This is a genomic window from Roseobacter sp. CCS2, from assembly GCF_000169435.1.
Classification (GTDB): Bacteria; Pseudomonadota; Alphaproteobacteria; order Rhodobacterales; family Rhodobacteraceae; genus Yoonia.
This window is the reverse complement of the sequence record NZ_AAYB01000001.1, coordinates 1,225,833-1,245,694: the sequence shown is the minus strand read 5'-3', so window position 1 is coordinate 1,245,694 and position 19,862 is coordinate 1,225,833. Positions and strand designations below refer to the sequence as shown.

Annotated in this window: 19 protein-coding genes; 5 read left to right on the top strand and 14 right to left on the bottom strand. The window is 54.3% G+C overall.

The genetic code is table 11. From position 1 onward, the window contains the following. The first annotated feature begins 143 nt into the window (after nt 1-143). Nucleotides 144-1,436 carry a serine/threonine protein kinase gene (locus RCCS2_RS06325; protein WP_008232404.1) on the top strand — a complete coding sequence of 431 codons (1,293 nt, stop codon included), beginning with the start codon at nt 144-146 and terminating at the stop codon, nt 1,434-1,436. 62 nt (nt 1,437-1,498) lie between these two features. On the opposite strand, the gene RCCS2_RS06320 is transcribed toward RCCS2_RS06325, so the two are convergent. Next, the gene (locus RCCS2_RS06320; protein ID WP_008232402.1) at nt 1,499-2,080 is read right to left on the bottom strand and encodes a L,D-transpeptidase; all 582 of its coding nucleotides are present in this window, start codon (nt 2,078-2,080) and stop codon (nt 1,499-1,501) included. Nucleotides 2,081-2,250: 170 nt separating this feature from the next. Here RCCS2_RS06320 and RCCS2_RS06315 point away from each other — a divergent pair, with 170 nt between their 5' ends. Continuing rightward, a complete protein-coding gene (locus RCCS2_RS06315; protein WP_008232401.1) occupies nt 2,251-2,802 on the top strand; it encodes a CAP domain-containing protein in 552 nt (183 codons plus the stop codon). Here RCCS2_RS06315 and RCCS2_RS06310 read toward each other — a convergent pair. The 8 genes from RCCS2_RS06310 to hslO form a co-directional block, all read right to left on the bottom strand. Next, nucleotides 2,799-3,272, bottom strand: a complete 474-nt coding sequence (locus RCCS2_RS06310; protein ID WP_050770779.1) for a L,D-transpeptidase family protein — start codon at nt 3,270-3,272, stop codon at nt 2,799-2,801. The genes RCCS2_RS06315 and RCCS2_RS06310 overlap by 4 nt on opposite strands. Before the next feature lie 106 nt (nt 3,273-3,378). Further along, a complete protein-coding gene (locus tag RCCS2_RS06305; RefSeq protein ID WP_008232399.1) occupies nt 3,379-4,581 on the bottom strand; it encodes a class I SAM-dependent RNA methyltransferase in 1,203 nt (400 codons plus the stop codon). Beyond that, the gene (locus RCCS2_RS06300) at nt 4,582-6,414 is read right to left on the bottom strand and encodes an ABC transporter ATP-binding protein (protein WP_008232398.1); all 1,833 of its coding nucleotides are present in this window, start codon (nt 6,412-6,414) and stop codon (nt 4,582-4,584) included. A gap of 8 nt (nt 6,415-6,422) precedes the next feature. Continuing rightward, on the bottom strand, nt 6,423-8,258 hold the full coding sequence (locus RCCS2_RS06295; RefSeq protein ID WP_008232397.1) for an ABC transporter ATP-binding protein: 1,836 nt from the start codon (nt 8,256-8,258) through the stop codon (nt 6,423-6,425). A 45-nt stretch (nt 8,259-8,303) separates the two neighbouring features. Next, on the bottom strand, nt 8,304-8,885 hold the full coding sequence (locus RCCS2_RS06290; RefSeq protein WP_008232396.1) for a LysE family translocator: 582 nt from the start codon (nt 8,883-8,885) through the stop codon (nt 8,304-8,306). After that, the gene (locus RCCS2_RS06285) at nt 8,878-10,014 is read right to left on the bottom strand and encodes a CCA tRNA nucleotidyltransferase (protein ID WP_008232394.1); all 1,137 of its coding nucleotides are present in this window, start codon (nt 10,012-10,014) and stop codon (nt 8,878-8,880) included. Before RCCS2_RS06285 ends, RCCS2_RS06290 begins: the two co-directional genes overlap by 8 nt. Beyond that, nucleotides 10,011-10,595, bottom strand: a complete 585-nt coding sequence (locus tag RCCS2_RS06280; RefSeq protein ID WP_008232392.1) for a CoA pyrophosphatase — start codon at nt 10,593-10,595, stop codon at nt 10,011-10,013. Before RCCS2_RS06280 ends, RCCS2_RS06285 begins: the two co-directional genes overlap by 4 nt. Continuing rightward, on the bottom strand, nt 10,588-11,580 hold the full coding sequence (gene hslO / locus RCCS2_RS06275) for an Hsp33 family molecular chaperone HslO (protein ID WP_008232390.1): 993 nt from the start codon (nt 11,578-11,580) through the stop codon (nt 10,588-10,590). The genes RCCS2_RS06280 and hslO overlap by 8 nt, the downstream gene beginning before the upstream one ends. A gap of 77 nt (nt 11,581-11,657) precedes the next feature. On the opposite strand from hslO, the gene RCCS2_RS06270 reads away from it, so the two are divergent. After that, a complete protein-coding gene (locus RCCS2_RS06270; RefSeq protein ID WP_008232389.1) occupies nt 11,658-12,110 on the top strand; it encodes an NUDIX hydrolase in 453 nt (150 codons plus the stop codon). Here RCCS2_RS06270 and RCCS2_RS06265 read toward each other — a convergent pair. Next, nucleotides 12,107-12,868, bottom strand: a complete 762-nt coding sequence (locus RCCS2_RS06265; protein WP_008232387.1) for a hypothetical protein — start codon at nt 12,866-12,868, stop codon at nt 12,107-12,109. The genes RCCS2_RS06270 and RCCS2_RS06265 overlap by 4 nt on opposite strands. 130 nt (nt 12,869-12,998) lie before the next feature. Here RCCS2_RS06265 and RCCS2_RS06260 point away from each other — a divergent pair, with 130 nt between their 5' ends. Beyond that, nucleotides 12,999-14,213, top strand: coding sequence for an argininosuccinate synthase (locus RCCS2_RS06260; protein ID WP_008232374.1), 1,215 nt, complete (start codon nt 12,999-13,001; stop codon nt 14,211-14,213). Nucleotides 14,214-14,278: 65 nt separating this feature from the next. Here RCCS2_RS06260 and RCCS2_RS06255 read toward each other — a convergent pair whose 3' ends face one another. Both RCCS2_RS06255 and RCCS2_RS06250 read right to left on the bottom strand, forming a co-directional pair. Then, nucleotides 14,279-14,977 carry a sulfotransferase family protein gene (locus RCCS2_RS06255; protein ID WP_037293272.1) on the bottom strand — a complete coding sequence of 233 codons (699 nt, stop codon included), beginning with the start codon at nt 14,975-14,977 and terminating at the stop codon, nt 14,279-14,281. After that, a complete protein-coding gene (locus tag RCCS2_RS06250) occupies nt 14,974-15,873 on the bottom strand; it encodes a D-amino acid aminotransferase (protein WP_008232371.1) in 900 nt (299 codons plus the stop codon). Before RCCS2_RS06250 ends, RCCS2_RS06255 begins: the two co-directional genes overlap by 4 nt. Before the next feature lie 133 nt (nt 15,874-16,006). On the opposite strand from RCCS2_RS06250, the gene msrA reads away from it, so the two are divergent. Then, nucleotides 16,007-16,636, top strand: coding sequence for a peptide-methionine (S)-S-oxide reductase MsrA (msrA, locus tag RCCS2_RS06245; protein WP_008232363.1), 630 nt, complete (start codon nt 16,007-16,009; stop codon nt 16,634-16,636). Here msrA and RCCS2_RS06240 read toward each other — a convergent pair. Together RCCS2_RS06240 and RCCS2_RS06235 are read right to left on the bottom strand one after the other, a co-directional pair. Next, nucleotides 16,627-17,493, bottom strand: coding sequence for a ribokinase (locus tag RCCS2_RS06240; RefSeq protein WP_008232362.1), 867 nt, complete (start codon nt 17,491-17,493; stop codon nt 16,627-16,629). The genes msrA and RCCS2_RS06240 overlap by 10 nt on opposite strands. Beyond that, nucleotides 17,493-19,748, bottom strand: a complete 2,256-nt coding sequence (locus tag RCCS2_RS06235; protein ID WP_037293598.1) for an NADP-dependent malic enzyme — start codon at nt 19,746-19,748, stop codon at nt 17,493-17,495. Before RCCS2_RS06235 ends, RCCS2_RS06240 begins: the two co-directional genes overlap by 1 nt. Nucleotides 19,749-19,862 lie beyond the last annotated feature (114 nt).

Here is a 19,862-nt window from a genome sequence, read left to right as displayed (position 1 = left end):
CCCCAAAAGACTCTGTTTTCTTAAGTAAAGACATAACTTTTTTGCAGCGCTGCCGCAAAGCCAACATATTTCGATGACATCAAATATACTGTGAAAGTATATTGTTTGGATCGTGCCCAGTGCCAGTACAATGAGTGGTGAAGATGACAGCAGTAACGCAGCCAAAGAAAGGGGCGAACCCAGAAGAGCGCAGTGAAGCGCTTCCCGATGGTACGGCTTTGCTTGGTGACCAGTTTACAATCAACAGAGCGCTGAGCAACGGCGGCTTTGGCATTACGTATCTTGCGAAAGACAACTACCTTGAACGGAATGTTGTCATCAAGGAATGCTATCCAGAAGTATTCTGTATGCGTGACGGCAAAAACGTACTGGTCCGGTCTGATCAACACGCAGAAAAATATCGCACAATCGTTCAGATGTTCATGCGCGAAGCGCGCAGCATCGCAAAAATGCGCCACCCCAACATCGTCGGCGTACACCGGATTTTTGAAGATAACCAAACCGCCTATATGGTTCTCGATCTGATCCATGGCCGTGACCTGCTGAGTATCGTCAACGATAAGAATGATCCGCTGCCACCTAATCAGATCAAAGAAGTTCTGATTAAAGTCTTAGATGCGGTCGATCTGGTACACCAGAATGACCTTTTGCATCGCGATATCTCGCCCGACAATATCCTGCTTGATAAATGGGGTAGCCCGTTCCTGATCGACTTTGGCGCAGCACGCGAAGAAGCCAGCCGTGAAACACGCGCAGTGTCATCTGTACTGATCGTCAAGGATGGCTACTCTCCTCAGGAATTCTATTTTGCCGGTGGTAAGCAAGGGCCAAGCAGTGACCTTTATGCGCTTGGTGCCACATTCTATCACCTGATCAGCGGTTCCGCCCCACCAAACAGCCAAACGCGCATGGCAGAGTTTGCAGGCAATAACCCTGACCCTTGCGAACCCTTGGCCGGGCGTTTCCCAGAATATGATCTGACGTTCCTTGAGGCTATTGATAAGGCAATGCAAATCCTGCCCAAGGCACGCCTGCAGTCAGCACCCGAATGGTTGAACATCATCAACAAAGAGGGCAAGCGCGTTCAGCAGCTCAAGGTGTCTTCAAGGTTCAATCTTGAAAAAACCCTGACCCGTCTGGTGTCTGAAACCAATGAATACGTTCTGAATTCGCAGCCCCGCGAACCGCAGAAAGCGCCTTTGCAATTAAAGCCTGTTGACGCAAAGCCAGCAAAATCACCGGGCTGGGTCGAAGAGTTTAATCAAGAAACAACCGAAACGTTTGAAGAGCAACGCGCTGTGAAAAGGGCTGTCGCAGAACTTGAGGCGAAAAAGGCCGAACGTCAGGCTGAACAAGGACAGACTCCACAGAAAAAGAAAAGCTGGTGGCGCATTGGCCTGTGGAAAAAATCATCGCCGACAAAACCATCCATATGACCACTCAAACAAAAAGGGGCGCATCATATGATGCGCCCCTTTTTGATTTGTGTTTCCTATTCTCAGATCAGCAGGACCTGCGTACCGACCTGGGTCAGGTTATACAGTTCGGCGATCTGTTCGTTATACAAGCCGATACACCCGTTCGAGGACCGACGCCCAATCTTGCGCGTGTCATGGGTGCCGTGAATGCGGTAATACTGCCATGACAGGTGCAGCGCATGGGTGCCAAGCGGGTTATCAGGGCCCGGACCAATGAAATCAGGCCACTCTGGATTGCGAATTTTCATTGACGGCGTCGGCGCCCAGCTGGGCCCTTCGACTTTGCGCGTAATTGCGGTGCGTCCTTTACGGGTCAGCTCTTCTGACAATGGCACGCTGGTCGGGAACAGTTTGTAGACCGCCTGATCTTCGGACCAGAAATGCAACGCGCGCGATTGGATGTCGACCAAGACAGCACCTTTGTTCAAGTTGCTGAAATAGGGCTGCCAATCCAATGACCGGAAACTGGCGACATTGCGCTGCACGCTGGCAGAGATGTCAGCCTCTACCTCTGTGCTGCCGGCAGTCTGGGCCACAGCGCTTGTGCCAACCATTGCAGCGGATGCAGCCAAAAAGCCGCGACGCGATAGGGTCTTTGTCATGATGGTCCTCCTTAAAGGATCAGATGTCTTTCAAAAGTGACAGATAATGTGTCTGGCAAAGCGCCGCAATTCAAACAAATGTCATCCGTATGCTTATGCAAAGATGTGGGTTTGAAGTGTCACCTTATTCCCGTTAAAGAATGGCGACTATAGCAAAGGCGAGTAGTAATATGTTGCGACGCGAAGTTTTTTTAGGGCTGGCAGCCCTTGGCCTTTCGGCCTGTGGCGCGACCACAAACCGTCCGCTTGGTGAAGACGGCCTGCCTTTGCCGTCGGCATACGTGATCAGGCCGGGTGAAGAAGCCGCAATTCAATTCCGCATGCTCGATAGTGTAAATGCCCTGCGCCAAACCGCAGGTGCGCAACCTGTTGAACTTGACGCGCGTCTGAACGCAGCAGCCGCCACGCATTCGCGCGATATGGCGGTGCAAAACCGGCCTTGGCTTTTCGGATCAGATGGATCCAGCCCACTGGAACGTGCGCGCCGTGTCGGTTTCCCCGGCAGGCTTTTGGGTGAAAACATCTCTGAGTCATTTGAATCAGAACTTCAGACACTTGCAGCTTGGATGGCGCAACCTGACACGCGCGCCGTGATCCTAGACCCGGACGCCCGGTTTATGGGTTTTGCATGGTATCAGGAAGAAGCGGCAAAGCTGTGGTGGACATTGAATATGGGCAGCGACCCACAGGTCAGCCAACCCATGGCCGGCTTTGGTTTCTAAGCGTAAATATAGATCAACGTGCCGGTGTTCACCATCGCATAAACCTCGTCCATCTGATCATTCGTGACTGCGATACAGCCCCATGTCCAATCCGGCGTGCGTTCCCAAACCGCCGGTGTGCCGTGGATAAAGATATCACCGCCCGGATTGACACCCTTGGCGCGCGCAGAAGCGATATCATTCGCATCAGGGTACGAAATGCCAAGAGACAAATGGAAAGAGCTGTTGGGATTGCGCCGGTCAACGCGATAGCCCCCTTCGGGCGTGCGCCCGTCGCCTTCTTGAACTTTATGACCAACCGGGGCAAAGCCCAGATCTATTTTATATGAGGACAAAAGCGTGCGATGATGCAAAAGTTGCATCTCTCGCCGTTCCTTCAGAACCTGAATGCGCGTCACCTCTGGTCCGTTGTAGGTTGGCAATTGCCGCGTACATGCTGAAATACCGACCGCGGCCGACCCAACTATCATAGAACGTCTTGAAATCATTATCTCTGCCCATCTTTACGGTCTGCGCCGTTTCATCCTGAGTACACCAAACTCAGCCGTCGCAAAAGAGCACCTGATATAATGACCTTTATTTCCGCGTGAATGATGCAACAATCTCAACATGTGGGGACCAACGGAATTGGTCCACCACTTGCATCCAGGGCGTATCGAAACCTGCATCAACCAACCTGCGCGCGTCCCGTGCGAATGTCACAGGGTTGCATGACACCATTGCGATTGTCTTAATTTCCGACGCCGCGAGTGTTTCGATCTGCGCTTCGGCGCCTGCGCGCGGCGGGTCAATCACGGCCGTATCAAAGTGGCGCAATTCGTCTGTTTCCAGCGGACGGCGGAACAAGTCACGGGTTTCGGTCGTGACACGCCGTAGCTGGTGCCCCTCGCGCCAGCCACGATCAAGCGCATCCAACATCGCTACCTCGCCTTCAACGGCATGAACCTCAGCACGTTTTGCGAGCGGCAAGGTAAATGTCCCGCAACCTGCAAACAGGTCCACGATGCGGTTGGCGTTCATTGTGATTTCTTCAACCGCAGCCAGTAACGTGGCCTCGCCATGTTTGGTGGCCTGCAAGAATGCACCGGGTGGGGGCACAACACCTGTTCCGCCGAATTCCTGCGCCGGCGGATTAATCATGACCACCGGTTCGTCATTCCAGACAAGGCGCGACAATCCGAACTGATTGGCCAAACCCGCCAATTCAACACGCAGTTGCGGTGTCAGCTCTTTATCAGTTGCGACCAAAACATCCGGGCCAAGGCTGGCCTCTGTTACTGTCAGATCAATCTCGCCTTTGCGCGAACAGGCCAGAACGGTCAATGCTTCCAGCGCAGGGAAGCTGTCAATCAATGCAGGCGTTAACAATCGGCAATCGGGGACCTGCACCAATGTATCAGACGCGCGGGTATGAAACCCGACTATCGCACCTTTCTTGGTGCGCCTGCCTGATAGTTTTGCACGTCTGCGCGATTGCGACGGCGACGTCGCGATATCACGAAAAACAGTGTCTATTCCACGCGCTTGGACAGCTTTTACAACGATGTCCTGCTTCCAGTCCGCGACAAACGCATCGGTCGCATGTTGCATCGCGCAGCCGCCACAGGATTTGAAGTGCCGGCACGGTGGCGCAACCCGGTTAACCGAAGGTGTGACAATCCGCACGGTTCCATCCTGCGCAACATCCACCTCTTCCCCTGGCAGAACACGCGGCAACAATGACTGCCCGTCAGAGGCACGCCCCATCCCCAGATGGGTCAAACTTTCAATTGTCAGCATTTATTCCGCCGCATCTTTCACGTTGATAAACCCGCCCGACTGCCGGTTCCAATAGCGCGCATAAAGGCCGCCCTGGGCCAAAAGCGCGTCATGGGTTCCTTCCTCGACAATGCGGCCAGCGTCAAGCACGACGATGCGGTCCATACGGGCGAGTGTCGATAAGCGGTGGGCGATAGCGATCACGGTCTTTCCGTCCATAATAGACTCTAACGCACCTTGAATCGCTGCCTCGACCTCAGAATCCAAGGCGCTTGTCGCTTCGTCCAGAACAAGGATTGGTGCATCTTTTAGGATAGCGCGCGCAATCGCAATCCTTTGGCGCTGCCCGCCTGACAGTTTTACACCGCGTTCGCCCAGATGCGCATCGTATCCTCTGCGGTCTTTGTGATCCTTTAGTGTTTGAATAAACTCATGCGCCTCAGCCTGACGTGCGGCATCTTCAATCTCGTCCTGCGTGGCGTCCGGCTTGCCGTATTTGATGTTATCCCGGGCAGACCGATTGAACATTGCCGTTTCCTGCGTGACCATCGCAATCTGACGGCGCAGGCTTTCTTGGGTCACATCGCGCACATCAGCGCCATCAATCTGCACCTTGCCCGCCTCGGCATCGTAAAGACGCAATAACAAAGCCACCAAGGTCGACTTACCCGCACCTGACGCCCCGACAAGACCCAGCTTTTCACCGGGACGCACGGTAAGGCTCACATTATTCAAACCGCCAGGGCCACCACCATAACTGAATGATACGTTGTCTAACGTGATCGCACCATCCTTCGCGATTAAGTCTGGCGCGCCCTGCGCATCTGTCAGCGTATGCGCAGGACTGAGCGTGTTCATCGCATCCTCGATCTCACCCACATTGGCATACATGCCCATCAGCGTGAAACTGACCCAGCCGGTCATTTGTGATAAACGTAGTGAAATGGCCCCGGCTGCGGCGATATCACCGGCAGAGGCAGTACCCGTAGTCCAGAAATAAAGGGTCATACCGACCAACAATACAGGCAGCAGCCCGCCCAGCGCCATCAGCCAGAACCGAAACGATGCAGACAACCAGCCATAACGCACAGCGGTGCCCCAGTAATTTTCCATCGCGTCAATCGCAGCGCGGTCTTCATGGTCATCATGGGCGAATAATTTGACTGTTTTGATGTTCGTGATCGTATCAACAACCTGCCCGCTTACCATGGCGCGCGTCGCGGCACGTGCCTTGGACCGTTCGCGAATGCGGGGCATGAAGAACCGGATTAGCGCAATGTAAGACACAGCCCACAGCGCCAAAAGCCCTGCTGACCGCGCATCAATTGTAAGCAGCAAGATGACCGACCCCACCAACGATGCCAGTGCAAAGGCAACCGTGTGGATCATATCGACCACCAGATCGGTCGCGGCGCGCGCGGCCTGCATCTGCTTTTGCGCAATGCGGCCGGCAAAATCATCATCAAAGAACGTCACAGATTGGCCCAGCGCGTGCCGGTGCAGACGCGACAAGATCAAATTACTTAACGAAGGGCCAACCACGACCGCCTGCATGACGCCAGAAACGCCAAGGATAATCGGACGCAACACAATAAAGAATGCGGTGACACCCAGCAAAAGCAACACATTCTCTGTGAAATACCCCTCACCCGAGGAGTTAAGGGCTGCATCAATCACCCAACCCAGCATAAGTGCTGTCGCAACCTCGAGCGTGCCTGCGATAGAAGATACTAATCCAGCCCCAAGCGTGACTTTTGTGCTGCCTTTCAGACACCAGCGCAAGAACGCCATCAACGTCTGCGGCGGGGGCCCTTGGGCAGGTTCAAAAGGATCAATCCAACGTTCTGGGGTCATTCAACTGCCTATTCGGTCTGTCCCAGAAACCCGCCGGATTGGCGCGCCCAGAACCGTGCGTATTGTCCATTTGCTGCAAGCAATGCGTCATGGGTGCCGTCTTCGATGATCCGCCCCTGATCCATCACGATGATCCGGTCCAGCTGGGCAATCGTGGAAAGGCGGTGGGCGATGGCGATAACGGTTTTCCCTTCCATCATCCCATAAAGCGTCTGCTGAATTGCGGCTTCGACTTCACTATCTAGCGCACTGGTCGCTTCGTCCAAGAGCAGGATTGGCGCGTCTTTTAAAATGACACGCGCAAGGCTGATCCGCTGGCGTTGGCCGCCAGATAGCTTCACACCGCGTTCACCCACACGCGCGTCATAGCCTGTGTTGCCCTCGTTATCCTCAAGCCCCAAGATAAATTCATGCGCTTCGGCCTTTCGCGCGGCCGCGATCATTTCCTCTTCGCTGGCGCCGGGGTTGCCGTAAAGGATATTTTCCCGCACGGACCGGTGCAACAAAGCGCTGTCCTGTTGGACCATACCAATGGCGCTGCGCAGGCTGTCTTGGGTGGTGCGGCTGATATCCTGCCCATCCACAGAAATAGTGCCGCGTTCGGCATCGTAAAACCGCAGCAGCAGCTTGACCAACGTTGATTTACCCGCACCCGACTGGCCGACAAGCCCAACCTTTTCGCCCGGCGCGATTGTCAGGTTGATCTTGTCCAGGCCACCGGTTTCCTTCCCATAATGGTGGGACAAATCACTGATCTGAACCTGCCCAGACGTCACCGCCAATGGTGTCGCATCAGCCTGATCCAACAAAGTGACAGGCTGCGCGATGGTTTGCATACCTTCAGAAACGACGCCCAATTCGCGGAAAAAGTTCGTAACGGCCCACATGATCCAGCCGGACATCGCGTTCAAACGCAGCGCCAGTGACGTGGCAACAGCGACCACGCCAACAGAGGCCGCACCTTGCATCCAAAGCCAAAGGGCCCAGCCGACGACGCCAACAACCAGCATGCCATTCAACAGCATCAGGCCCGCGTCCATGATCGTGTAAAGCCGCATCTCAACCTGGAATGTGCGCCGTGCTTCTTCGATCGCTTCCTTGGCATAGTCGACCTCTCGGTCGTGATGGGCAAACATCTTGACGGAATGAATATTCGTATAGCTGTCGACCACGCGCCCTGTGACGGCGCTTCGCGCATTTGAGGCCGCCTCTGACGCAGGCCCAATACGCCGCACGACCCAGCGCAGCAGAAAGATGTAGGGCACGATCCACAACATCAGCGGCACCAGAAGCCGCGCATCGGCCTGCCCCATCAAAACGGCGGCAGCGATGACATAAGCAAGCGCAAAGGTAATCGCATCGAACAGCTGGAACACCACCTCGCCCGCGGCGGGTGGTGTTTGCATGATCCGGTTCGCAATACGACCGGCGAAATCATCCTCAAACCAGCCCACCGATTGGCGCAAAACATGGCGATGCGCCCGCCACCGTACCAAAGTTCCGAAGTTTGGCAGGATGGTGTTATTCAACAGCATGATCTGAAACATGTGGACCGCAGGCCGCATGGTCAGGATCAGGACCGCAACAACAATGAACTCGCCTCCACTATCGGCCCACACCTGCGCAGGCGTGCCATCGGACAAGATATCCACCAACCGCCCCAAATAGCCCAGCAGCCAAATTTCGACGATGGCAATGACGATTGAACTTATGCCGGTGACCCAGAATACCTTTTTAAACGGCTCTGCGTATTCACGCAGAAACGGGTAAAGCCGCTGGGGCGGCGTGTCGGTCTCTTTGTATGGCACATAGGGATCGACAAGACCTTCGAAAAAACGAAACATCGGCTTGCCTCTTGGGGTTATGGGCCAGCTATAGCAAAGGAATGGTCAGAGAAAAAGCAGGACTGAAAAGCCAACTAAAGCAAGCGCCATAATGCGCATGAAAATGCGCCATGCGGCCTCGTTGATCAGCAGATAGGATAGCAAACTGCCCGCGACAGCCCAGAAGGTACAAACGCCAAGGTTAATGGTTGAAAAGGTGGCAGCCAGTGACATTGCCTGCTGCACCGGGGCCAAGGTCGCGACATAAGCGGTTGCGCTAAGTGCGACAGCCCACACTTTGGGGTTTACCCATTGGAACAGCACCGCCTCAACAAAGGTAAAAGGCTTGTCTGTCTCTGTCTTTTTGGCTGGATCAGCGCGCCATAGATTGTAGGCCATCCAAAGGATCCAAAGGCTTGCAATGATTTTCAGCAGAAGGCCCAGCGCCGGTTGCGCAGTGATCAGCGTACCAATTCCGATACCGGTGACTGCCGCAATCACGCCAACACCCAAAGCGACACCGATGATATGGGGCACAGTCCGCTGAAACCCGAAACGCGCGCCCGATGCAGTGATCAAGATCACATTCGGTCCGGGAGAGAACAGCCCGAAGAACACAAACCCAATAAGTGGCAGGAATTCAGTCAAGCAACTGCGCTTTCGTCAATGTGAAGCCCGAGCGGATCCACCGCGTCTCAGCCTCTTTCAATGCGCTGCCAAGCGCAGGGCCGCTTAGCGCGGGCATCAAATCAGCAGCTTTGAGGGGGAACACCTGCTTTGCTGCGTTTTCAATTGGCTTAAGCGCTGTCTTGTCGATGTCTTGACCAAGCGAGGCAGACTGAACCAGCAAGACATCCAACCCGACCTGCACCCCGTGTCTATAACTTGCCTCAACTGGCGACAGTCCGGACGTCAGATGATCCAATGTGCGCATCTGCGTTTTTGAAAGGCGAAGCGCATCGCCGGGCTTTCCACCCAGCACGGCCAGCCTGCGCAAAGGGTTAGGCGCAATAGTGAGCGACTGTTCCAAATGGATAAGAACGGCAAGGCTGCCGGGTTCCGCACCGGGCAGTACCTGCGCTAAAGCACCGGTCGATGTCATAGACGCCAAAGCGGGTGCTGGATCGGGGGCCGCGAGCAGTTTAAGCATCTCTGCCGTGATACGTTCGACCGACAGTGATTGCAGACCTTCAATGTTATCCGCGCAGGCCGCCAGCCCATCAACATCCGGGCCGTCATTCACATCGCCATACCATGCGTAAAACCGGAAAAACCGCAGGATACGCAAGTAGTCTTCCTTGATCCGGCGATCTGCGTCCTCAATGAACCGAATGCGCCGCGCTTTTAGGTCGGGCAAACCGCCTAAGGGATCCGCAATTTGGCCATCAGCATCTGCATAAAGCGCATTCATCGTGAAATCACGGCGGCGCGCGTCATCCGTCATGTTATCAGAGTACGCGACAGTGGCGCGTCTGCCATCTGTTGCAACATCACGACGAAACGTCGTGATTTCAAATGGCACATCATCGACGATCAGCGTGACTGTACCGTGGTCAATACCCGTTGGGATCGCTTTGATCTTTGCGGCCTTCGCGAGTTTCATGACAAATTCAGGCAACGCGTCCGTTGACAGATCAAGATCTGCAACGGGTTCGTCCAGCAGTTCATTCCGCACACATCCACCGACGAACCATGCTTGATAACCTGCATCAGCCAGCAGTTTGCAGACCTGTTGCGAGGCGTCATCATCTAACCAAGGTGCAGAAATCCGGGTCATGTCATCCGCTCTGCGAAGGCGCGAAATATACGGGCGGTTGCGCCCCAGATATAATAAGGACCAAAAGGTACAGTATAATAGAGTCTGCGGCGGCCCTGCCAACGGCGCCCTTCGATCAGGAAGTTTTGGTGATTTACCAGATGCGCCAACGGCACTTCAAAAACTTCGCTGACCTCACCGGCCTCTGGCACGGGGTCATAGGTGCCGTGAATCATCGCCAAAACCGGGGTCACCTGATAACCTGTCACGGTCTGATGCGGCGGCAGCATACCGACAACATCAACAATACCCGCAGGCAAACCAATTTCTTCGCGTGCTTCACGTAAAGCGGCATCAACGATGGTTGGATCAGTTGGGTCCTGCTTGCCACCGGGAAACGCAATCTGACCGGGATGGTGTTTCAACCGTGCTGAACGTTTCGTAAGGATAACAGTCTCGGTTTCGGCCCGAATACCGATGAGAACGGCGGCAGGCGTTAAATCACGCTCAGGCACTTGCACATCATCATTGAGATCAAAATCAGAAGACGCGCCACCCGGCCGGGCCAGCGCGTCTTCTAGTTTTGTACGCAAGTCAGGCATTCGCATCCTTGGCCTCAAACCCCAGCGTTTCGGGATCGAAGGTATAGTGTGCGCCGCAGAACTGGCAGTCAGCGGTGACAGTGCCTTCTTCTGTGGTCATCGTCGCGATATCCTTTGCCGAATAGATCGACAGGCTTTGGCGGACTTTGTCATCCGAACAGCTACAGCCAAATTTGATCGGTTGAGCATCGTAAACACGCGGTCCCTCTTCATGGAACAGACGCACCAACAGGTCGGTTGGCGATACGGTTGGGCCAATCAGTTCAATCTCATCAACAGTATCCAACAGCGTATTGGCGCGGTTCCAGTTTTCGCTTTCGTCTGCATCTAAAATATCGGTCGCATGCAACAGGCCATCTTCACCAGACCCACCTTCACCGGTCACATGCGGCGATGCCTTTGGCATATGCTGCAAGATTACGCCACCAGCGCGCCAATGCGTGGCTTCGCCGGGCAGTTGTGACTGGCCATAGGTCAGTTGGAACCGAGTCGGAATTTGCTCGGATTGCGCAAAATACGTCTCTGCACAGGCGGAAAGTGAACCGCCAGCGATCGGCGTGATGCCCTGATAGGGGGTCATATCCTCGCCCTGATCGATCAGAATAGCAAAGTAGCCATTGCCAATCTGGCTGAACGGATCAGCGCTTTCATCCGATGTTTCTGCATCATAAGACGCATAGGCACGAATGCGGGCAGGCTCTCCATCATCTGTGGGGCCGTAATAATCTGTTGCGATCAAACGGGCGGGGCCGGACCCGCGCACCTGCAAAGACAGCTTCCACCGCAGTTTCATTGTTTGACCAATGAGCGCTGTCAGCAAAGCCATTTCCGCCACCAGACCTTCGATCATCGGCGGGTAATTGTGCTGTTTCAGAACCTGTTCCAGCACGCCATCCAAACGCGCCACCCGGCCACGGATGTCGGAGGCGTCAAGTTGAAACGGCAGGACGGTATCGTCCCAGGCGATTTGAGTGCCTGTGGTCATAGTCTTTCCTAACAAGTTTAGGGATGGCATACCGCGCCTATATAGGTGGGGCAAGGTGGCGTCCAAGGGGGCAAGCTATGATCAGACGGTATGGCGAGGTGCCGGTAAGCGGGCAGCGCTACAAACACCGGGCGGGCGTTTACGCGATTTTGCCATTGGATGGAAAGCTGCTGCTGACGTATCAAGGCGATCCGCATTTTGAGATTCAATTGCCCGGTGGCGGGATTGATCCGGGGGAACATCCGCTGAATGCACTGCACCGCGAGGTGTTTGAGGAAACGGGCTGGCGGATTACAGAGCCGCGTAAGCTGGGCACGTTCCGGCGGTTCACCTTCATGCCAGAGTACGACATGTGGGCAGAAAAGCTGTGCCATATCTATCTGGCAAGGCCCGTGCGGCCACATGGGCCACCGACAGAGCCGGGGCATATGGCACTTTGGTTAGAGCCGGAGGACGCGGTGATGGAGCTGCATAATGAGGGTGATGCGGATTTTGTGAAAAGAACATGTTTGTCCAAAGCTGCAATCTAGTCAAAAGCATCAGACATCGATTGATCTCTCTCAACAAGCATACGTTCGTACATGGCAGCGAGTGTTGTGACCTTCAATACGGCGATAAGCCATATGATCAGGATGGTAAGCGCCGGCTCCACGAAAGTGCTGCCTCGGTAAGCCGATGATGAAAAGATCAGCGCGGCCCATGGCACGACATAATACGCAATCGCCATAAAAATGGCCTGATATTTGTAAGATCGCGAGGCCCGCCAGGCGACACGCAACGCTATGGGCTGCCCTACAACGTAAGCAGGCAAAATAATCGCAAAACGAAGCCAAAGCCAACCAAATGCACAAGACGCAAGAAATGAAACGGCAAAGGGCAGATAGATAACCCGTAATGAGCTGCTTTCGACGCGAGTGAGTAATTCGATACTGAACAAAACAATTGCAACCCAAACGATGGCGGTTGGGATAAACAATCCCAATACCCGCAGGTTATATCCGCCGACAATCTTAAAAAATGTAGATGCGCGAACCGCGGTCTGCGGATGCAAAAGATACTGCCTGAAAAATCTGACAGCAAAAAGTGACATAAACACCGCTTGAAGCACAAGCTGCGGCCACCCCGTGGTGTAAAACTGTGCAAATATGAAGTTGCCGGATCCAAGCACAGAGTTAAAGAAGACAATCGACGCCAGTGTAAACAAAGTCGACGACAGCGATGTGATAATGACAAGCCTCGCATTCGATTTGAGAATAACCAGCGCATTCCAAACAATAATTCGTGTCAAACGCTATCCTCTAAATCCGTACTTCCGAAGTGGACTGGAAACACTGTTTGGTCAACGCTGGTGGCTTGTGACTTTGACAGAAAAACGCTATCGCGCCTTTCCAGATACATTGATGTAAAGGCGCATGCTCATGACCGCTCCGAAAAAAGTTGTTCTGGCCTATTCTGGTGGCCTTGATACCTCGATCATTCTGAAATGGTTGCAGACCGAATATGGCTGCGAGGTTGTGACCTTCACCGCTGATCTGGGTCAAGGTGAAGAATTGGAGCCAGCGCGCAAGAAGGCCGAGATGATGGGTGCGACCGGCATCTATATCGAAGACCTGCGCGAAGAGTTCGTGCGCGACTTTGTGTTCCCGATGTTCCGGGCCAATGCGCTTTATGAAGGGCTGTATCTGCTGGGCACCTCTATCGCCCGTCCCCTAATTTCCAAGCGTCTGGTTGAGATTGCAGAGGCGGAAGGCGCCGACGCAATTTCCCATGGGGCCACAGGCAAGGGCAACGATCAGATCCGCTTTGAACTGGCCGCCTATGCGCTGAACCCTGAAATCAAGGTTGTCGCCCCTTGGCGCGAATGGGATTTGGGCAGCCGGACCAAGCTGATTGAATTTGCTGAAAAGCATCAAATTCCAATTGCGAAAGACAAGCGCGGCGAAGCGCCGTTCAGCGTGGATGCCAACCTTTTGCACACCTCGTCAGAAGGTAAAGTCCTGGAAGATCCTGCCGAGGAAGCGCCAGAGTACGTCTATCAGCGGTCCGTCGCGCCGGAAGACGCGCCTAACGCCCCCGAAATGGTTGAAATCACGTTCGAGCGCGGCGATGCCGTGGCGATCGATGGTGAAATGATGTCGCCCGCAACGATCCTGACCAAGCTAAACGAACTGGGCGGCAAGCACGGCGTCGGTCGGCTTGATCTGGTGGAAAACCGGTTCATCGGGATGAAGTCGCGCGGTATTTACGAAACGCCCGGCGGCACCGTTCTGCTGGAAGCGCACCGCGGGATTGAGCAGATTACGCTGGATGCCGGCGCTGGGCACCTGAAAGACAGCATCATGCCGAAATATGCAGAGCTGATCTATAACGGTTTCTGGTTCTCGCCCGAACGGGAAATGCTGCAAGCACTGATCGACAAAAGCCAGGAGCATGTGTCAGGCACCGTGCGCGTGAAGCTTTACAAAGGGTCCGCGACCACCGTCGCCCGCTGGTCTGACGAAACGCTTTATTCTGAAGAGCATGTGACGTTCGAGGATGACATGGGCGCTTATGATCAAACAGATGCGCAAGGGTTCATCCAGTTGAACGCATTGCGGTTGAAACTGTTGTCGGCGCGGAACCGCAAGGGCTGAGGGGGCTTTGCCCCCGACCCGTTTCGGATCCCCCCAGGATATTTTTGGGCCAATAATAAACCGGCCTAAAGCTTTTGTGTCTGAAGGCTTTCGTAAAGTGGCAATGACTGAGCAAGGATATCCTTGTGCTGGGCCTTAACGTTGGGCAGCGGTCCTTCGGGCCCCGCAAAGCCCGTACTTTGATGCACTGCATTATACCAATGCGCGGCCCAAACGCCGTCTGTTTTGCGTGGTTCGGCAGGCCATGACAACATCGCTGGATCGAACGGCAGGTGAATTGCATCGCATAGTTTGCGCAGCATGCCTTCGGGGTCGGCGCGGATATCTGCACTGTCGACCACCAGTCCGCCGATCTTGTCGTAAACCGCTGCTTGTTGACGAAAGCCGATGTCTTGCAACATCATTTCATCCCGTTTTGTTGCATAACTCGCGATAACACGGGCCGGATGGCGGATAAGGTGGATGTTGATGCAATCCTTTGCCCAGTCCAGCGGGAAGTCATCGATCATATGATGCGGCATGTGCTTCATGTAGAAATGCGTCTTTTGCGCTGGAATAGTGTCTAAACAACGCTGGGCGACGATCTGTGGATCAGTTTCATGCGCTGAAATAATCGTGTCTTTCATCGGATGATCAGCGTCAGTTGCCTTTAGATACGGCGCATAGAACGGTTCATCCCACACAGCGCAATCTGCGCGGTTACCAAAGGCATACATCATTGCGGTCGACAGGTTTCGCGGGCCGGACCACATTGCAATCCTCATGAGCGGTCAATCAGATCTTTATAGAGACGACGCAGGCGTTTGGTCACCGGGCCCAATTCGCCTGTGCCAATCAAGCGGCCGTCAATTGTGCTGACGGGCGTTTGTGCGCCAAATGTTCCTGTCAGGAAAGCTTCATCCGCAGAATATGTATCTACAAGGCTGTAATTTCGTTCAAAAACCGGAATGTCATTCGCGCGACAAAGGTCAATAACCTTTTGCCGGGTGATGCCGTTCATGCAGTAATCGCCAGTGCTGGTCCAAACGGTACCGTTTTTGACGATGAAAAAGTTGCAGGCGTTAGTCGTGTTCACAAACCCGTGCACATCCAACATCAGCGCCTCATCCGCACCTGCCTTTTGCGCCGCGATACAGGCAAGAATGCAGTTAAGCTTGGAATGGCTGTTAAGTTTTGGATCTTGCGTCATCGGCAAACCGCGTTGGTGCGGCACCGTGGCCAAGGTGATCGATCTAGGGATTTTTGGCTGTGAATGCTCCATGATAATTACAAACGTTGGCCCAGACTGTGAAAGGCTGGGGTGTTGAAATGGCCGAACCTTGATGCCGCGCGTTACCATAAGGCGTGCGTGCGCATTCGTGGTCATCTCATTTGCCTTTTTCGTCTCTAACAAGGCCGAAATCACCTCTTTTCGATCCTTTCCAATATCCAGATCAATCGCTTTTGCCGCCTCGAACAATCGGTCGATATGTTCATCGACAAAGGCCCACTTACCATCGTAAAGGCGCAACCCCTCCCACACGCCGTCGCCCAGCATAAAGCCACTGTCATAAACGCTGACCATAGCATCCGCCTTTGGAACGATCTTTCCATCCACATAGATCAGGATGTTTTCGTTACGGGCGTCATCTGCGGCTTGGTGCGTGGTTACGTCTGTCATTCCTGATCTCCCTTAACCGGACGCTAGGACAGCAAACGGTCTGTTCCAAGCGGTAAAGAGCGCGTGAGATCGCATGTCAGTGATTGTGTAGGCACCACTTGGCCTGAAATGGTACAAACAAAGGAGAATTCTTATGTTCAAGCCCCTCGTCTTTATCCTCGCGCTGTTGCCAATTGCACAAAGCGCCACTGCCGATACCCAAACCGCGATTTTTGCGGGCGGATGTTTTTGGTGTGTCGAAAGTGACTTTGAAAAAGTGCAGGGAGTGAGTGAGGTGGTATCCGGCTATACCGGCGGCACGACAGCCAATCCCACATACGATTCAATCAAAGGATCTGGGCATTATGAGGCCGCGGCGATCACCTATGATGCTGATGTTGTCAGCTATGGTCAGTTGTTGCACGCTTTCTTCCGATCAGTTGATCCGACCGATGCGGGCGGCCAGTTTTGTGATCGCGGAGAAAGCTATCGCACGGCAATTTTCGTGTCTAACCCTGCGGAACGCGCCGCTGCAGAGGCCGCAAAAGCCAGCGCCCAGCGCGCATTGGGGCAGCCGATTGTAACCCCTATCTTGGATGCAGCGACGTTTTATGACGCTGAAGACTATCACCAAGACTATTATAAAGGCGAAAACCGGGTCATCACACGTCGCGGCGTAAAGGTGCAGTCAGAAGCTTATGAATTCTATCGCGAGGCCTGTGGCCGTGATGCCCGCGTGTTGGAATTATGGGGTGATGCAGCGCCCTTTGCGCATCAAAAGTGAAACGCCTGCACTTCTGATAAATCAGGGATCACATCCGCCGTCCCATGGCGGGTGACCATAAGCGCGCCAGCCTTTGTCGCCTGCCCAATCGATTGTGCCATGGGTATTCCACGATCCAGACCTGCAAGGACGTAACCGGTAAAGGTATCGCCCGCGCCCGTGGTGTCGACTGGGTCTACTTTGATCGCCGGAAAATGCTCTTTGCCGGTCGTGCCATACCAATCTGCCCCCTCTGATCCACGTGTCACGATCACATCGCGTACAGGCAGATCACCGGGAGCTTGGCCGGTGGCGTTTTGCAACTGTTCTGCTTCGACCGCATTCAAGATCAGGAAATCAAGATAGGGCAAGACAGCCTGCACCCGATCAGCATCAAAAGGGGCAGCGGCATAGGCAACTTTCAAGCCCAGCTTTTTACCCATCTCTGCCGCGGTCCGTTGCAGGTTGGTTTCGTTCTGGATGACAAGCCAATCACCTGTTTCAGCTTCGGCCATTGCCCCCTGCAGTGTGACTTGTGGGATCTCTGCATTAGCGCCGGGGTGCAGGATGATCGCGTTTTCGCCGCCGGGATCAACCATAATGATCGCTTGTGCTGTTTCAGTGTCTAACACGGCGATATTGCGTGTATCGACACCGTATTCAAGCAACCGCTCAATCGCCCAGCGCCCGTCTTCGCCCACGGCACCGATGTGATGTACCCGGGCGGCGGCACGGGCAGCCGCCACGGACATATTTGTGCCTTTGCCGCCAAGAAAAACTTGGCGCTTCGTCGATGACAGCGTTTCCCCCGGTGCCGGGATATGCGGGACGCTATAAACAAAGTCCGCGTTGATTGAGCCAAGGTTCCAGATCGCCATCAGTCAACCTTGCAGGCCGCAATTACGGCCATATTCATGATGTCGTTGACTGTGGATCCTGTTGAACAAATCTGGATCGGTTTACCGATACCTGACAGGATCGGGCCGATTACCGTTGCGCCGGCCATTTCTTGCATCAACTTCACAGAAATTGACGCTGAGTGCCGTGCCGGGACGACCAGCACATTCGCCGGACCGGTCAAGCGCTGGAACGGGTAGTTCTCTTGCGCTTGTACATTCAGTGCCACGTCCACGGTCATTTCGCCTTCGTATTCGAAATCAGCTTTGCGCGCGTCCAGCACTTTAGGCGCTTTGTGCATCTTTTCGGCCCGTTCCGACACCGGATAGCCGAAGGTCGAAAATGACAGGAAAGCCACGCGCGGCTCTAACCCCAACTCGCGCGCAACAAAAGCGCCACGTTCAGCGATATCGGCCAAGTCATTCTCATCTGGCCATTCGTGCACCAGCGTATCTGTGATCAGCACGATCCGCCCCTTATGCAGCACCGCCGTGACGCCAACAGCACCGTCATGCGGTTCGGCGTCAAACACATGGTTGATCAGTTCCAGAATATGCGCTGATTTACGTGTCGCACCTGTGACCATCCCGTCCGCATGACCATGGGCGAGGATCAGTGCGGCAAACACGTGCCGATCACGCGCCGCCAGACGGTGCACGTCTTGGGCATCAAAGCCTTTGCGTTGCAGGCGCTCATAAAGGAACGCCTTGTACGTATCCAAGTGTTGCGTTGTCGCTGCGTTAACGATTTCCAGCTCGTCATAAGCTTCTGACAGTCCTTCAGCAGTTAGCTTTTCTTTCACGTCATCTTCGCGCCCGACGACCAAGGCCTTGCCCATGCCAGAGCGTTGATACATCACGGCCGCCCGCAATACGCGCGGATCATCGCCTTCGGCAAAAACAACGGTCGACTGATTGGCGCGGGCTCGCGCGTTCAGGCTGCGCAAGATGGATTGTGTCGGATCCATCCGGGATTTGAGCGACAGTTCATAAGCATCCATATCGACGATCGGGCGGCGCGCGACACCCGTTTTCATGCCAGCTTGGGCAACCGCAGTTGGAATGCGGTGGATCAGGCGGGGATCAAACGGCGTTGGAATAATGTAATCGCGCCCAAACGTCAGTTTCTTGCCATACGCCATGGCGACTTCATCTGGCACGTCCTCACGGGCGAGTGCGGCAAGCGCTTCGGCGCAGGCGATTTTCATTTCATCGTTAATTGCACGCGCATGAATGTCCAGCGCGCCACGGAACAGATAAGGAAAACCAAGCACGTTGTTCACTTGGTTCGGGTAATCGCTGCGCCCCGTGGCGACAATGGCATCCTCGCGGACGGCATGGGCATCTTCTGGTGTAATCTCTGGATCGGGGTTCGCCATGGCAAAGATAACGGGGTTTTCCGCCATGTTAGACACCATTTCTTGGGTGACAGCCCCTTTTGCGCTAACCCCCAAAAATACATCACAACCCTTCATCGCATCATCCAGCGTGCGCGCCTTCGTATTGGCCGCATGGGCGGATTTCCATTGGTTCATCCCCTCGGTCCGGCCTTGGTAGATGACGCCTTTGGTGTCAGCCATGATGCAATTGTCATGCTTGGCGCCCATCGCTTTGAGAAGTTCAAGGCAGGCAATACCGGCAGCACCCGCACCGTTAAGAACAATCTTAACCTCTTCGATCTTTTTACCGGACAGATGCAGCGCATTCAGCAACCCGGCAGCGCAGATAACAGCCGTGCCGTGTTGGTCGTCGTGGAAAACGGGGATATCCATCTGCTCTTTAAGCGTTTGTTCAATGATAAAACACTCTGGCGCTTTGATATCTTCAAGATTGATGCCGCCGAACGTGGGGCCCATCAACTTAACAGCCTTGATGAATTCGTCGGGGTCTTCGGTGTCCAGCTCTAGATCGACGGAATTCACATCGGCAAAGCGTTTAAACAGCACCGACTTACCCTCCATCACCGGTTTGCTGCCCAGCGCGCCAAGATTACCAAGGCCAAGAACAGCGGTGCCGTTGGAAATAACCGCAACCAGATTACCTTTGTTTGTATAGTCATAGGCGGTCGCAGGGTCTGCCGCGATTTCCTCGCATGGGATCGCCACACCGGGGGAATAAGCCAGTGACAGGTCGCGTTGGGTTGTCATCGGCACAGTCGCCTGAATTTCCCATTTTCCCGGGCTTGGCTGCATATGAAATTGCAGCGCATCCTCGCGGGTAAGTTTATTCTTTGGCATCTGATCCCCCTCTTCAGCCCACAAGTCATAGCGGGTTCCGATACTGGCCTGCAACGGATTCATTTCAGGGTTTCGCAGCTACCTCATGCTGTTAATGTGCGCGGGATGATCCGG